We start from the raw sequence: 14801 nt of genomic DNA on the forward strand, positions 1-14801 counted from the left end.
TTAAGCATTTCCTCCGTTTTTAAAGCCTTTTTGTTGCGTAATCGGATCGTTATTCAGACCGGATTATGAATATCGATAAAGAGGTGTTCGATCTCGAACTGTTCGGACAGATGCGCGCCGAGCGCCTGTACGCCGTAGCGCTCGGTGGCGTGGTGACCGGCGGCGAGGAACGCGACGCCGCTTTCCGCCGACATATGCGTGATCGGCTCGGAAATTTCACCCGTCAGGTAGACGTCCGCGCCCGCTTCGATCGCGGCGTCGAAATAGCCTTGCGCGGCGCCCGTGCACCATGCAACGCGCCGTAATTCCTGGTCGCGATCGCCGAGCACCAAGGGAGCGCGAGCAAGCGTATGCTCAATTTGTGCGGCAAAGTGCGCGAGCGTGATCGGCATCGGCAGCGTGGTGATCCACCCGATGTCGTTTTCGCCGAAGCGCGATTCACCGATCAGTCCGAGCTTCGCGCCGAGTTGCGCGTTGTTGCCGTAGACGGGGTGATCGTCGAGTGGCAAATGGAAGGCAAACAGACTCAAATCGTTGGCGATCAGCGCGTTGAGCCGCTGGTATTTCCGGCCGGTGATCTGCGGCGGCTCGTTGCGCCAGAAGTAGCCGTGATGGACCAGCACAGCATCGGCGCCCCACTCCAGCGCGGCCTCCAGAAAGGCCAGCGACGCCGTCACACCCGTCGCAATCTTGTCGATCTTGCGCCGCCCTTCGACCTGCAGGCCGTTCGGGCAGTAGTCCTTGAAGCGCGAAGTTTCAAGGAGCTTGTTCAAGTACAATTCGAGTTCGATCCGATCCATATATCCCTCTAATTTTTCAGATGCTCAGACGCTTTTGGCTGTTCTTCGCCCAGGCGGTGACCGTGCTGCTGGCGCTGATGTTCATCATTGCGACCCTCAAACCGCAATGGCTGCAACGTCAAGGGCAGTTCGGCAAGCAACTGGCCGAGCCGATCGTCGCGCTGCGAGAGGTAGCACCGGGGATCGGCAACGGCGGCGCTGTGCAAAATTCCTATGCCGACGCGGCACAAAAAGCGATGCCCGCAGTCGTCAACGTGTTTTCGAGCAAGGACGGATCGCTTCCGCCCGATCCGCGCGCCAAAGATCCTCTCTTTCGCTATTTCTTCGGCGACCGGAACCGCAAGCAGCAAGAGCAACCCGCAGCCAACCTGGGCTCGGGAGTTATCGTCAGTTCGGAAGGTTACATTCTAACGAACCAGCACGTCGTGGACGGCGCGGATCAGATCGAAATCGCGCTCGCCGACGGACGCACGACGGAAGCAAAGGTGATCGGCGTCGATCCCGAAACCGATCTCGCCGTGCTCAAGGTCAACATGACCAACCTGCCGACCATTACGCTCGGCCGCATGGACCAGACCCGCGTGGGCGACGTCGTGCTCGCGATCGGCAATCCGTTCGGCGTCGGACAGACGGTGACGATGGGCATCGTCAGCGCACTCGGGCGCAATCATCTCGGCATCAACACGTTCGAAAACTTCATCCAGACCGACGCGCCGATCAATCCCGGCAACTCGGGCGGCGCGCTCGTCGACGTGAACGGCAACCTGCTCGGCATCAACACGGCCATCTACTCGCGCTCGGGCGGCTCCCTCGGCATCGGTTTCGCGATTCCCGTCTCGACGGCGCGCAGCGTGCTGGAAAGCATCATCACGACGGGCACGGTGACGCGTGGCTGGATCGGCGTCGAACCGCAGGACGTGACGCCTGAGATCGCCGAATCGTTCGGGCTCGACCAGAAATCGGGCGCGATCGTTGCGGGCGTGCTGAAAGGCGGCCCCGCCGACAAGGCGGGCATCAAGCCCGGCGACATCCTGGTATCCGTCAATGGCCAGGACATCACCGATACGACGCGCCTGCTCAACGTCATCGCGCAGATCAAGCCGGGTACAGGCGCGAAAGTGCATCTGGTGCGCAAGAATAAGGAAATGGATCTGACGGTGATGATCGGGAAGCGCCCGCCGCCGCCGAAGCAGCCGTCCGACGAAGGCGACGATCAGGGCGACGACGGCGGCTAAAGTCTGCTGAACTGAAACCACGAAGCGCGGCGATTTGACGCGCCCCACACGCGCGAGCCGACAGCAGCGCAAACGAAAAGGGCAGACTCCGATGGAGCACTGCCCTTTTTGCTATCCGCCCGTTTTGTCCGCTTACTCTGCGCTTTTCTCTGTCGACTGCGGCTCGACCCGAAGCGCCTTCGTCACAATGACCGGCCGTCAGCACAATGACCGGCCGTCAGCTCGCCGCCTTCTCTTCGTTCTCCGTGGTCACCGACTTGCTCACGAAGAGCCGCGCCGCGATGATCCCCGCTTCGTAGAGGACGATCAGCGGGATCGCGAGAATCAGTTGCGAGAACACATCCGGCGGTGTCACGACGGCCGACACGACAAACGCGCCGACGATCACATACGGCCGGATCTCCTTGAGCTTCTTCACCGTCAGCACGCCCATCCGGACGAGCAGCACGACGACGATCGGCACTTCGAACGTCACGCCAAAGGCAATGAACATCGTCAAAACGAAGCTCAGGTAGTTGTCGATGTCGGTCGTCATTTCCGCGCCGAGCGGCGCGTTGTAATGCGCCATCACGCGAAAAATGGTCGGAAACACGACGAAGTACGCGAACGCCATGCCGCACAGAAACAGCGTATAGCTGCTGCCGACGAGCGGCCCGACCAGCTTCTTTTCATGCTGATAGAGACCGGGCGCGACGAATGCCCAGATCTGATACAGCACGAACGGCAGCGCGATCACGAAGGCGACGAGCATCGTCACCTTCATCGGCACGAAGAACGAGCCGGTGACGTCGGTGACGATCATCTTGCCGTCCTTGGGCAGATTGGTCATCAGCGGACGGGCGAGCAGCCGGAAGATGTCCGGCGCCCAATACACGAGCCCGACAAACACGACGATCACCGAAATGCCGGCGCGAATGATGCGATCGCGCAGCTCGACGAGATGCGAGATGAAGGTCTCTTCAGTGCCTTCGTTCTGGTTTTGGGGGTCGCTCACACCGGCCCTCGGTTGGAGATTGATGCGCGTGACATCGGAAGATCAGAAGAAGCGTGTCGGCCGGCGCAGACTGACGGGCGTATGCCGCGCAACGCGCGCCGCCCCCGATTGGACACGCGTGCGCCGCAACGTGGCGCGTTTGTACCAGCTCGGCGTGGCTGTCTGCTTGACGCGCCAGTTCCTGCGTTTGGCTGCGGACGCGCTGTGGCTGCGCCAGGACGTGCCCTCCGATGCGGCGGAAGAATCGGCCGTGGCGGACGCCTCGCTCTCCGCAGCGCCGCCTGCAATGCTCGGCGACACCGACGTGCCCTGCGCCCACGCCTCGTTCAGTTCGGCTTCATGCTTGCGCAGATTCTCGTGGATCGACGACTGGACGTTTTGCGCCGCCGATTCGAAGTCCGTCTTCATGCGGCGCAATTCGTCGAGTTCGATTTCGCGCGTGACTTCGGCCTTTACGTCGTTGATATAGCGCTGCGCGCGCCCGAACAGCGCGCCGGCCGTGCGCGCGACGCGCGGCAGCCGCTCCGGCCCGAGCACGACCAGCGCGACAACGCCGATCAACGCCATCTTGGTCAAACCGAGGTCCAGCATGGATTGGGCTTCCCGTCAGTGCGCGCCTCGTCAGCGCAAGCGTGCGGCTTGCGCCGGATTAGCGGGAATCGCCGGAATGCGGCGCCTTTTCCTTTGCGTCGACATCGACGGTGTTCGAGCGCGACAGTTGATCACGCTGCTGCGCCTCAGGCGATTCGCTTTCCTTCATTCCTTCCTTGAATCCCTTCACCGCGCCACCCAGATCGCTGCCGATATTGCGCAGCTTCTTGGTGCCGAACACCAGTGCGACGATCAGCAGAACGATCAGCCAATGCCAAATACTCAATGAGCCCATGAAAAATCTCCTTAACCCCCGCCGTCGTGCCTTGCGACGGCAATCGTGTGCCTTGCGGCGTAAATCGAAGTGCGGCCTTCCGAACGCGCCCCGTGTGTAAAACCTGCCGACCCCAGGCGCAAATCGCGTCGGCGGCCGTTAGCCTAGTCCCTCGCTCATTATGAGCACGTCCGCGGGTCGCTGTCGTTACATCCCTACATAAAACAGCGTCTTCGGCTTCGGGTCTCGCCATTGTGCGCAGTCAAAATGCCTGGGCGGCAAATTAATGCTGTTTGGCTTAGCACCGAACATGCGGCAGCATTCCCGCGTTCAGCCCATCCGCAGCCACGGACGCGGCCCCGCGAGCAAATGAGCATGCAGGTGATAGACCTCTTGTCCGCCGCCCGGCCCCGTGTTGATGACCGTGCGAAAGCCTGTCTGGCCGCCGTTGTACGCGACGCCCAACTGTTCGGCGAGACGTGCAACCAATATCAACATTTTACCAAGCAGAGCGACATCGCCTTCAGTGCAATTCGACAGCGTTTCGATGTGCTTGCGCGGTATGACGAGTACATGCGTCTCGGCTGCGGGGCGGATGTCGCGGAACGCGACAAACTCGTCGTCTTCGTGGATTTTCGTCGACGGAATCTCGCCCGCGGCGATCTTGCAGAACAGGCAGTTTGGATCGTGGCTCATGGTCTCGATGGACGCCGAACGCAGCGCGCGCCGCATTCGGCGATTGTCAGAACCAGCTGCGCGGATTCGTCAGCGGCTTGTTGTCGTACAGAAACAACCAGCCTTTGATGATACGGTACAACGTCCATATCGCGACAGCCCACAGAATCGGCACGCCGATCAGCACGATAAAGAGCGCGACGCCGATCAGATGCCCAAGCAGCCCCATCCAGAACGTGCGGATCTGCCAGTCGAAGTGCGCTTCGTACGGCGTGCCAATTGTCTCCGGCCGCTTGATGTAGTTGAGGATGATCGCGATCAGCACAGAAATCCCGCCCGTCAGCCAGTAGACGGCGTAGAGCGCGTAGATGATATGCGTCAGCGTGCGCAGGCTGCGCTGCCGATCGATTTCGATTGCGCTCTGATACGACGGTGGCGGATATCCGCCCTGCGACTGTTCCATATGTGCGTCCTCCTCGAGGGTGCGACGGGATACTGTTGCTGTGCCGGTGCTGTAACGCCTTGTCTCGCGGCTCCTGAACCCGCCGAGCCTGCCATTGCTTGAATCGGACGGTCTCAGTCGCCGTTGCGCTCGCGTTCCCGGCTCTTGCGCAGGGCCTTTTCCTCGATGCCCGACAGGCCTTCGCGACGCTCCAGCTCGGCGAGCACGTCGGCGGGATTCAGGTCGAAGTGCGACAGCATCACGAGGCAGTGAAACCACAAGTCGGCCACTTCGCCGACGAGCGCCTTGCGTTCCGCGCCGAGGCGCACGTCCTTCGCGGCGAGTACGACTTCCGTGGCTTCTTCGCCGATCTTCTTCAGCACCGCGTCGTCGCCTTTATGGAAAAGGCGCGACACATACGAAACTTCGGGATCGCCACCCTTGCGGCTGTCGATGACGGCGGCGAGGCGCTGAAGCGTGTCGCCCGTCGATTGAGAATTTTGCGTCATTTGTAGATGTGTTCGGGATCTTTCAGCACGGGATCGACGGCAACCCAGTTGCCGGTGTCGGCCGAGCCTTCGAATTTCTGGAAAAAGCACGAATGCCGGCCGGTATGGCACGCGATGCCCGATACCTGCTCGACCTTCAGCAGCACGACGTCTTCGTCGCAGTCGAGGCGCACCTCACGCACATGCTGCACGTGGCCCGACTCTTCGCCCTTGAACCACAGGCGCTGCCGCGAGCGCGAAAAGTAGACCGCGCGGCCCGTTTCGATCGTCTTGGACAGCGCTTCGCGGTTCATCCACGCGAACATCAGCACGTCGTTCGTCGACGCTTCCTGCGCGATCACGGGCACAAGGCCGCTCGCGTCCCACTTCACCTTGTCGAGCCAGCTGACTTCAGACGGATTGACCACGTTACAACCTCACCGAAATGCCTTGATCGGCCATGAAGCGCTTGCACTCGCCGACCGTGTGCTCGCCATAGTGGAAGATGCTCGCAGCCAGCACGGCATCCGCGCGGCCTTGCTTGATACCGTCGGCGAGATGCTGCAGCGAGCCGACGCCGCCCGACGCGATCACGGGAACGGGCACTGCGTCCGACACGGCGCGCGTCAGCGCAATGTCGAAGCCGCTCTTCGTGCCGTCGCGGTCCATGCTGGTCAGCAGGATTTCGCCCGCGCCGAATTCGGCCATCTTGCGTGCCCACTCCACTGCATCGAGGCCCGTGTTCTTGCGACCGCCGTGCGTGAACACTTCCCAGCGCGGCGTCTCGCCGTCTGCGGATACGCGCTTCGCGTCGATCGCGACGACGATGCACTGCGAGCCGTACTTGTCCGTCGCGTCGCGCACGAGTTGCGGATTCGCCACCGCCGACGAATTCATGCTGACCTTGTCGGCGCCCGCGTTCAAAAGGCGTCGCACGTCTTCCACGGCGCGCACGCCGCCGCCGACCGTCAGCGGAATAAACACTTGCGAGGCCACCGCTTCGATGATCGGCAGGATCAGGTCGCGCTGGTCAGACGTGGCTGTGATGTCGAGGAACGTGAGTTCGTCCGCGCCCTGCTCGTCGTAGCGGCGTGCGATTTCGACGGGGTCGCCCGCGTCGCGCAGTTCGACGAAATTTACGCCCTTGACCACGCGGCCGGCCGTGACGTCCAGACAGGGGATGATGCGTTTAGCTAAAGCCATGATCTTGCGAGTTCTTGCCAATACCGCTGGTAAGGACGCTCATCCATTCGCGATTCGCAGGAGAGCGGAAAAAGTCCGACTTCGGGTCGGCACGCGGGACGCTGCACAATGTGCGCTCACACATATCGGCCGCGCCGTATGCGCAAAACGCCCGGGGCTCAGGCGTCGTCCGATTCGCGCAAGCGGTCCGCGCGCGTCTGCGCCGCAGCGAAGTCGAGGTCGCCCGAATAGATCGCGCGGCCGCAGATCACGCCTTCGATCCCTTCGGCCTCCACTTCGCACAGCGCTTCGATGTCGCCCATGTTCGACAGACCGCCGCTCGCGATCACCGGAATCTTCACCGCGCGCGCAAGGCGCACCGTCGCCTCGATATTGATGCCCTGGAGCATACCGTCGCGGCCAATGTCCGTGTAGATGATCGACTCGCAGCCGTAGTCCTCGAACTTGCGCGCGAGATCGGCCACTTCGTGACCCGTCAGCTTGCTCCAGCCGTCGGTGGCCACCTTGCCGTCCTTCGCGTCGAGGCCGACGATGATATGGCCGCCGAACGCCGTGCACGCTTCGAGCAGGAAGCCCGGATTCTTCACCGCCGCCGTGCCGATGATCACGTACTCGAGGCCGTCGTCCAGATAGCGCTCGATCGTGTTCAGATCGCGGATGCCGCCGCCCAGTTGCACGGGAATCTCGCCGCCGACTTCCTCGATGATCGCGCGAATCGCCTCTTCGTTCTTTGGCTTGCCGGCAAACGCGCCATTCAGGTCGACGAGGTGCAGGCGCCGCGCGCCACGGTCGACCCAATGCCGGGCCATCACCTGCGGTTCCTCGTGGAAAATCGTCGCCTGGTCCATATCGCCCTGTTTGAGGCGTACACACTGACCGTCTTTCAGGTCGATGGCGGGGATCAGCAGCATAGCAATCGGGTGGTATCTGGGAAGAAAGTTGAAGTTCGGCTGGCGGGAAATCCGGCTGTGGCCCGCGCCAGGCCGTTCCGCTAGTTTAGTACATGTCTTTCGGCGAGCTTGCCAACGGGCAGCGTACGCATATGCATGTGAGCGAGGCAATCGGACCGGAAAGGGAACATGGACGGTTGAAGACGCTGACGAAAGGGATCAGGGATTCCAGTGCACGAAGTTGCGATACACGCGCAAACCCGCGTCGGCGCTCTTTTCCGGGTGGAATTGGGTCGCAAAAATGTTATCCCGCGCCACCGCCGAGGTAAAGGGCACGCCATACACCGTCTCGCCCGATGTGTGCGACGCGTTCTCAGGCACTACGTAGTAGCTGTGCACGAAATAGAAGAACGCGTTGTCGGCGACGCCGTCCCACAGCGGGTGCGGCACGACCTGACGGACACGGTTCCAGCCCATTTGCGGCACTTTGAAGCGCGAGCCGTCGTCCTGCAACTGCCCGTCCAGCTCGAAGCGCACGACCTGGCCCGGCAGCAGGCCGAGTCCTTTCGTGTCGCCTTCCGCGCTCCAGTCGAACAGCATCTGCTCGCCGACGCACACGCCCATCAGCGGCCTGGTGCGCGACGCTTCGACGACGGCATCCTGCAAGCCGGATTCGCCGAGCGAGCGCATGCAGTCGGGCATCGCGCCCTGGCCCGGCAGCACCACGCGGTCTGCCGAACGGATGGCTTCAGGCTTGTCGACGATCGCCACGTCCGCTTCCGGCGCGGCTTTCTTCAACGCCTGCGCAACCGAGCGCAGGTTGCCCATTCCGTAATCCACAATCGCAATCGAAGTTTTCATTTCAAGTTAGGCAGCAACGCCTTCAATCCGTCGACGATGAACTCCACCGCCAGCGCCGACAACATCAAACCCATCAACCGCGTGCCGATATTGATGCCCGTCCGGCCGACCCAGCGGGCGATCGGCTCGGCAAGACTCAGCGACCCGAAGCAGAGCGCCGCAATCACGGCGCCGATCACGATCAGACTAACGCGGTCGTACCAATGATGAAAGCTGGCCGAATAGACGATGACCGTACTAATCGAACCCGGCCCCGTGAGCAGCGGAATCGCCAGCGGCACGACGGCGACGTTGTCCTTCAGCTCGGCTTCGTGGCGCTCTTCTGGCGTCGAGCGGGCGTTGCCGATCTGCGCGTTCAGCATGTTGATCGACATCAGTAACATGATGATGCCGCCACCAACTTCAAGCGATCCAACCGAAATGCCGAAGAAGCTGATGATCTGCTGCCCTAGCAGCGTCGTCACGGCGATCACGCAGAACACCGAAATCGATGCGATCCGGATCGTGCGGCGCTGCTCGGCGGCCGATTGCTGCGACGTCAGGCTCAGAAAGAACGGTATGGCGCCGACGGGATTGATCAGCGCCAGCAGCGAAATAAACGACTTGAGGATATCCATCGCAAGCCGGACGCGCGCGGCGCAGCCGGTTCCGTTATGTCGCTCAGAGGCTGCCCTTGGTCGACGGAATCTGCCCCGCCGCGCGTTCATCCAGTTCGACGGCCATGCGCAGCGCGCGGCCGAACGCCTTGAACACCGTTTCCATCTGGTGATGCGCGTTCAGTCCGCGCAGGTTGTCGATATGCAGCGTGACGCCCGCATGATTCACGAAGCCGCGGAAAAATTCGATGGACAGATCGACGTCGAACGTGCCGATGCGCGCGCGCGTGAACGGCACATGGAATTCGAGGCCCGGACGGCCGGAAAAGTCGATCACGACGCGCGACAACGCTTCGTCAAGCGGCACGTACGAATGGCCGTAGCGGCGGATGCCCTTCCTGTCGCCGACCGCTTTCGCAATGGCCTGGCCAAGCGTGATGCCGACGTCTTCGACGGTATGGTGGTCGTCGATATGCGTGTCGCCATGCGCTTCGATGTCCAGATCGATCAGCCCGTGACGGGCGATCTGGTCGAGCATGTGATCGAGGAACGGCACGCCCGTGGCCAGCTTCTGCTGACCGGTGCCGTCCAGGTTGATCTTCACACGGATCTGCGTTTCGCTGGTGTTGCGAACGACTTCCGCAAGGCGCATGGCAATTCCTCGAATCTGACTTTTGAAAGTGTGGGTTGAGAAGTGCTGAAGTGAGAGATCAGTTCAGCACGAGTTTCAGCGCGGCGAGCATCTGCGCGTTTTCTTCCGGAGAACCGACTGTCAAACGCACGCAATTCGCGAGCAATGGATGCATTTTACTCACGTTTTTGATCAAAACCCGCGATGTGAGCAGGGTTTCGAAGGTCGCCGACGCGTCCGGCACGCGCACGAGCAGGAAATTGCCGGCGCTCGGGAACACTTCGGCGCCAGGCAGCGCGGCCACGGCCTGCGCAAGCTTCGCGCGTTCGTCGCGCAGTTGCTTGGCCTGCGCGTCGAGCACTTCGATGTGATCGAGCAGGAAATCGGCCGTCGCCTGCGTGAGCACGTTGACGTTGTACGGCGGGCGCACCTTGTCGAACTCGTTGATCCATTCCGTGCGGCCCGCCATATAGCCGAGCCGGATGCCCGCAAGCCCTAGCTTGGACACCGTGCGCATCACGACGACATTGTCGAACTCGCCCGCGCGCGGCATCCAGCTGTGCTGCGCGAACGGCTGATACGCCTCGTCGATCACGACGAGGCTCATGCTCGCCGCAGCAATGATGCGCTCCATATCGGCGGCGTCGTACAGCGTGCCCGTCGGGTTGTTCGGATACGCGAGATCGATGACGGCAGGCCGATGCTCGGCGATCGCGGCAAGCATCGCGTCCGTGTCGAGCGTGAAATCGGCATTGAGCGGCACGCCGACGAATTCCATATGCGCAAGCTTCGCCGACAGCGCGTACATCACGAAGCCCGGCACAGGCGCGAGCACCTTCGCGCCCGGCGTCGAGCACGCGACGGAAATCATGCTGATCAGCTCGTCCGAACCGTTGCCGAGCAGCACCTCGCAGTTCGCCGGCACGTTCATCACGCGCTTGAGCTTGTCGAGCAGCGCCTCGGGGCGCGGCGCGGGGTAGCGGTTCAGCGCGACGCCGGCCAGGTGCTCGCCGAGCTGCACGGCGAGCGCTTCGGGCAGCGGAAACGGATTTTCCATCGCGTCGAGCTTCACGAGGCCTGTTGCGTCGGGAACGGGATAGCTCGTCATCGCGAGCACGTCGCGGCGAATGATGTCTTGAGGTGTCGTCATGGCGTGGAGCGCGGCCGCCCTCTCCGGCAGGCCATAGCGCAAATGGGGCGGCTCGCCGGCCGCCCGGGTTGAGTTCTATTAATCTGGCAACGGCGTCTGCATCGGATAGAGCACGCGTAATGCCCGTCCGAAGCGGGCAGACTCGCCGCAGGTTCAGCCCGTGTTCTTCATCCGGTATTCGGCACTGCGAGCATGCGCCTGCAGGCCTTCGCCGTATGCGAGTTCGGCGGCGATTTCACCGAGCGTCTGCGCGCCGTCCGCGCTCACTTCGATCAGGCTCGAACGCTTGAAGAAATCATAAACGCCGAGCGGCGACGAGAAACGTGCGGTACGAGACGTAGGCAGCACGTGATTGGGCCCTGCGCAGTAATCGCCGAGGCTTTCACTCGTATAGCGGCCGAGGAAGATCGCGCCCGCGTGGCGAATCTGCTGCGCCCATTGCTGCGGCTCCAGCGCGGAAATTTCGAGGTGCTCCGGCGCGATGTCGTTGGCGATCGCGCAGGCTTGCTCCATGTCGCGCACCTTCACCAGCGCGCCGCGCCCTTCGAGCGAAGCCTGGATCACTGCGCGGCGCGGCATCGCCGGCAGCAGTTCGTCGATCGCTTCCTCGACTCGCGCGATGAACCCTTCGTCCGGACACAGCAAAATGGATTGCGCGAGTTCGTCGTGCTCGGCCTGCGAGAACAGGTCCATCGCGACCCAACGCGGATCGGTCGTGCCGTCGCACAGCACGAGAATTTCCGAAGGACCGGCAATCATGTCGATGCCGACCGTGCCGAACACGCAGCGCTTCGCCGACGCGACGTACGCATTGCCCGGCCCGCAGATCTTGTCGACGGCGGGGATGGTCTGTGTGCCATACGCGAGCGCGCCAACGGCCTGCGCACCGCCGATCGTGAACACGCGATCGACGCCGCCCAGCAGCGCCGCTGCCAGCACGAGCTGGTTCTTCACGCCGTCCGGCGTCGGCACGACCATGACGATTTCGCGCACGCCGGCGACGCGCGCGGGAATCGCGTTCATCAGCACCGACGACGGATACGCCGCCTTGCCGCCCGGCACGTAGATACCGGCGCGATCGAGCGGCGTCACTTTCTGGCCGAGCACGGTGCCGTCGGCTTCCGTGTACTGCCAGCTATGGCTGCCGCATTCGATCTTCTGCTTCTCGTGATACCCGCGCACGCGCGCCGCGGCCGCTTCGAGCGCCGCGCGGCGCTTCGGCTCGAGCCCTTCCAGCGCCGCTTCCAGTTCGGCCATCGGCAGTTCGAGCGCGGCGACGTCCCGCGCGTTCAGACGGTCGAAACGGTTCGTGTATTCGAGGACGGCGGCGTCGCCGCGCGCCTTCACGTCGCCCAGGATCTGCGCGACCGAGCGCTCGATCGCTTCATCTTCGCTCGCTTCGAACGCGAGCACCGCATGCAGCGACTTCTGGAAATCTTCAGTGCTGGAATCGAGTTTGCGAATCTTGATAGACATGCTGGTATCCGTTTCGGTAAGGCGCGCGAGTGAGCCGCGAATCGAGAGCTTTCGTCAGGCCGGTGCGTCGGTGCGTTGCGACGCGCGTTCAAACGCGTCGAGGATCGGAGCCAGCGCGGCGCGCTTGAGCTTCAGCGCCGCCTGGTTCACGACGAGGCGCGACGAGATCGGCATGATCTCTTCGACCTCAACTAGATTGTTGGCACGCAGCGTGCCGCCCGAGCTGACCAGATCGACGATCGCGTCGGCGAGGCCCACGAGCGGCGCGAGCTCCATCGAGCCGTACAGCTTGATCAGATCGACGTGCACGCCCTTGGCCGCGAAGTGCTCGCGCGCGGTTTCCACATACTTCGTGGCGACGCGCACGCGCGCGCCCTGGCGCACGGCATTCGCGTAGTCGAAGCCGGCCGCGACCGCAACCGACATCCGGCAGCGCGCGATGTTCAGATCGATCGGCTGGTAAAGGCCGCTGCCGCCGTGCTCGATCAGCACGTCCTTGCCCGCGACGCCGAAATCGGCGGCACCGTATTCGACGTACGTGGGCACGTCCGTCGCGCGCACGACGATGACGCGCAGGTTCGGATCGGTGGTCGGCAGAATCAGCTTGCGCGACGTTTCCGGGTCTTCCGTCACTTCGATGCCGGCTGCCGCGAGCAGCGGCACCGTTTCCTCGAAGATGCGGCCCTTCGACAGCGCGAGCGTCAGCGGATTGCCCACTGCCGGCGACAACGACGTTTGCGGCAACTCGCTCATGCCTGATTACCCTTGATGCGGCGCACCTTCGCGCCGACTGCGGTGAGTTTCGATTCCATCCGGTCGTAGCCGCGATCGAGGTGGTAGATGCGGTCGATCAGCGTTTCGCCGTCCGCGCACAGGCCCGCGATCACGAGGCTCGCCGACGCGCGCAGGTCGGTCGCCATCACCTTCGCGCCCGACAGTTTCTCGACGCCGTTGACGAGCGCCGTCTTGCCGTCGATCGTGATGTGCGCGCCGAGACGGTTCAGCTCCTGCACGTGCATGAAGCGATTTTCGAAGATCGTTTCGACGACTTGCGACGTGCCGTCAGCCAGCGCGTTGAGCGCCATGAACTGCGCCTGCATGTCGGTCGGGAACGCCGGATACTCGGACGTGCGGAACGACACGGCCTTCGGACGCTGGTTCATGCGCACGCGCATCCAGTCGTCGCCTTCCTCGATCGTCACGCCTGCTTCGCGCAGCTTGTCGATCACGGCTTCGAGGATCTGCGGACGCACGTGGCGCAACGTGACGTCGCCGCCTGCCGCCGCGACCGCGCACAGGAACGTGCCCGCTTCGATGCGGTCCGGCACGATCGTGTGCTTCGCGCCATGCAGCCTGTCGACGCCCTGAATGACGAGGCGATCGGTGCCGATGCCGTCGATCTTCGCGCCCATCGCGACGAGCAGATTCGCCAGATCGCCGACTTCGGGCTCGCGCGCCGCGTTTTCGATGATCGTTTCGCCTTCCGCGAGCACGGCCGCCATCAGCAGGTTTTCCGTGCCCGTGACGGTGATCATGTCGGTGACGATGCGCGCGCCCTTCAGACGCTTCGCGCGCGCTTCGATGAAGCCGTGCTCGATGTTGATCTCGGCGCCCATCGCCTGCAGGCCCTTGATGTGCTGATCGACGGGACGCGCGCCGATCGCGCAGCCGCCCGGCAGCGACACCTTCGCTTCGCCGAAACGCGCGACGAGCGGACCCAGCACGAGAATCGACGCGCGCATCGTCTTCACGAGCTCGTACGGCGCGACGAGGTTGTCGACCTTCGACGCATCGAGCGACACCTTGCCCTCGCCGCTTTCCGCGCGCACGCCCATCTGGCCGAGCAGCTTCAGCGTGGTGCGCACGTCCTGCAGATCGGGCACGTTGTCGAGGTGAACCGGCTCCGCGCTCAACAAGCCTGCGCAGAGAATCGGCAGCGCCGCGTTCTTCGCACCCGAAACGACGATCTCACCGGCGAGCTTCTGCCCGCCTTCAATCACGAGTTTGTCCATGCCTGTTTGTTCCTGATCTGCCCGTCCGCCAACGGGCGTCTTATGGGCGGTTGCTGCGGCGCCATACGCGACGTCGCGACTCTCATTTGTAATTCGCACTAATGTTCCAACTGATTGGGTGCTACATCCGAAGCTTATTGTGCAGCTTGTTGTTCCGCTCTTTCTTGCAGCCGGGTTGTTGAGCGCTGTCCCCCGACAGACAGCCTGTTTTTTCGCCCTCGATTACGCGCCTGGTCAGGCGCTTTGCCATTCGGAGGGCGTCAGCGTTTTCATGCTGAGCGCGTGAATTTCTTCACGCATGCGGTCGCCGAGCGCCGCATACACCAGTTGATGCCGTTGAATCAGGCGCTTGCCTTCGAAGTTCGGCGACACGATGGTCGCAAAGAAATGCTGGCCGTCGCCTTCGACTTCGAGATGCTCGCAAGGAAGGGCAGCCGCGATGTAGTTCTTGACCTGTTCGGGAGTGGGTAGCATGAGTGCTCC

19 protein-coding genes are annotated in these 14801 nt (G+C 62.8%); 1 reads left to right on the forward strand and 18 read right to left on the reverse strand.

The genetic code is table 11. The features are described from left to right. Positions 1 to 53: 53 nt before the first annotated feature. The gene (locus AB4Y32_RS28035; RefSeq protein WP_368724477.1) at positions 54 to 800 is read right to left on the reverse strand and encodes a Nif3-like dinuclear metal center hexameric protein; all 747 of its coding nucleotides are present in this window, start codon (positions 798 to 800) and stop codon (positions 54 to 56) included. A gap of 20 nt (positions 801 to 820) precedes the next feature. On the opposite strand from AB4Y32_RS28035, the gene AB4Y32_RS28040 reads away from it, so the two are divergent. Then, the gene (locus AB4Y32_RS28040; RefSeq protein WP_087736357.1) at positions 821 to 2035 is read left to right on the forward strand and encodes a Do family serine endopeptidase; all 1215 of its coding nucleotides are present in this window, start codon (positions 821 to 823) and stop codon (positions 2033 to 2035) included. Between the two features lie 217 nt (positions 2036 to 2252). Here the strand turns inward: AB4Y32_RS28040 and tatC are convergent, their stop codons facing one another. The 17 genes from tatC to AB4Y32_RS28125 form a co-directional block, all read right to left on the reverse strand. Further along, a complete protein-coding gene (tatC, locus tag AB4Y32_RS28045) occupies positions 2253 to 3029 on the reverse strand; it encodes a twin-arginine translocase subunit TatC (RefSeq protein ID WP_368724478.1) in 777 nt (258 codons plus the stop codon). Between the two features lie 42 nt (positions 3030 to 3071). After that, entirely contained in the window at positions 3072 to 3620 is a 549-nt protein-coding gene (gene tatB / locus AB4Y32_RS28050; protein ID WP_368724479.1) for a Sec-independent protein translocase protein TatB, read from the reverse strand. Positions 3621 to 3678: 58 nt separating this feature from the next. After that, positions 3679 to 3915, reverse strand: a complete 237-nt coding sequence (gene tatA / locus AB4Y32_RS28055) for a Sec-independent protein translocase subunit TatA (protein ID WP_087736360.1) — start codon at positions 3913 to 3915, stop codon at positions 3679 to 3681. Positions 3916 to 4224: 309 nt separating this feature from the next. Then, positions 4225 to 4590: a histidine triad nucleotide-binding protein gene (locus tag AB4Y32_RS28060; protein ID WP_368724480.1), complete on the reverse strand. Its 366-nt coding sequence runs from the start codon at positions 4588 to 4590 to the stop codon at positions 4225 to 4227. A gap of 46 nt (positions 4591 to 4636) precedes the next feature. After that, on the reverse strand, positions 4637 to 5032 hold the full coding sequence (locus AB4Y32_RS28065) for a DUF4870 family protein (RefSeq protein WP_090871810.1): 396 nt from the start codon (positions 5030 to 5032) through the stop codon (positions 4637 to 4639). Between the two features lie 113 nt (positions 5033 to 5145). Beyond that, positions 5146 to 5520: a phosphoribosyl-ATP diphosphatase gene (locus AB4Y32_RS28070; RefSeq protein WP_087736363.1), complete on the reverse strand. Its 375-nt coding sequence runs from the start codon at positions 5518 to 5520 to the stop codon at positions 5146 to 5148. Then, a complete protein-coding gene (hisI, locus tag AB4Y32_RS28075; RefSeq protein ID WP_368724481.1) occupies positions 5517 to 5927 on the reverse strand; it encodes a phosphoribosyl-AMP cyclohydrolase in 411 nt (136 codons plus the stop codon). The genes AB4Y32_RS28070 and hisI overlap by 4 nt, the downstream gene beginning before the upstream one ends. A gap of 1 nt (position 5928) precedes the next feature. Next, positions 5929 to 6702 carry an imidazole glycerol phosphate synthase subunit HisF gene (gene hisF / locus AB4Y32_RS28080; protein WP_152764657.1) on the reverse strand — a complete coding sequence of 258 codons (774 nt, stop codon included), beginning with the start codon at positions 6700 to 6702 and terminating at the stop codon, positions 5929 to 5931. A 158-nt stretch (positions 6703 to 6860) separates the two neighbouring features. Then, positions 6861 to 7613, reverse strand: coding sequence for a 1-(5-phosphoribosyl)-5-[(5-phosphoribosylamino)methylideneamino]imidazole-4-carboxamide isomerase (gene hisA / locus AB4Y32_RS28085; protein ID WP_368724482.1), 753 nt, complete (start codon positions 7611 to 7613; stop codon positions 6861 to 6863). A gap of 198 nt (positions 7614 to 7811) precedes the next feature. Beyond that, positions 7812 to 8453, reverse strand: a complete 642-nt coding sequence (hisH, locus tag AB4Y32_RS28090; protein ID WP_368724483.1) for an imidazole glycerol phosphate synthase subunit HisH — start codon at positions 8451 to 8453, stop codon at positions 7812 to 7814. Continuing rightward, a complete protein-coding gene (locus AB4Y32_RS28095; protein ID WP_152764661.1) occupies positions 8450 to 9070 on the reverse strand; it encodes a MarC family protein in 621 nt (206 codons plus the stop codon). Before AB4Y32_RS28095 ends, hisH begins: the two co-directional genes overlap by 4 nt. Before the next feature lie 43 nt (positions 9071 to 9113). After that, positions 9114 to 9701 (reverse strand): imidazoleglycerol-phosphate dehydratase HisB, encoded by a 588-nt coding sequence (hisB, locus tag AB4Y32_RS28100; protein WP_087736369.1) that lies wholly within the window; start codon positions 9699 to 9701, stop codon positions 9114 to 9116. 58 nt (positions 9702 to 9759) lie between these two features. Beyond that, positions 9760 to 10830, reverse strand: a complete 1071-nt coding sequence (hisC, locus tag AB4Y32_RS28105) for a histidinol-phosphate transaminase (protein WP_368724484.1) — start codon at positions 10828 to 10830, stop codon at positions 9760 to 9762. A gap of 153 nt (positions 10831 to 10983) precedes the next feature. Next, positions 10984 to 12306: a histidinol dehydrogenase gene (gene hisD / locus AB4Y32_RS28110; protein WP_368724485.1), complete on the reverse strand. Its 1323-nt coding sequence runs from the start codon at positions 12304 to 12306 to the stop codon at positions 10984 to 10986. Positions 12307 to 12360: 54 nt separating this feature from the next. Beyond that, the gene (gene hisG / locus AB4Y32_RS28115) at positions 12361 to 13059 is read right to left on the reverse strand and encodes an ATP phosphoribosyltransferase (RefSeq protein WP_368724486.1); all 699 of its coding nucleotides are present in this window, start codon (positions 13057 to 13059) and stop codon (positions 12361 to 12363) included. Then, positions 13056 to 14318, reverse strand: coding sequence for a UDP-N-acetylglucosamine 1-carboxyvinyltransferase (murA, locus tag AB4Y32_RS28120; protein ID WP_368724487.1), 1263 nt, complete (start codon positions 14316 to 14318; stop codon positions 13056 to 13058). Before murA ends, hisG begins: the two co-directional genes overlap by 4 nt. Before the next feature lie 234 nt (positions 14319 to 14552). Next, on the reverse strand, positions 14553 to 14792 hold the full coding sequence (locus tag AB4Y32_RS28125) for a BolA family protein (protein WP_368724488.1): 240 nt from the start codon (positions 14790 to 14792) through the stop codon (positions 14553 to 14555). Positions 14793 to 14801 lie beyond the last annotated feature (9 nt).

Source organism: Paraburkholderia phymatum (assembly GCF_040965635.1).
Lineage (GTDB): Bacteria > Pseudomonadota > Gammaproteobacteria > Burkholderiales > Burkholderiaceae > Paraburkholderia > Paraburkholderia phymatum_B.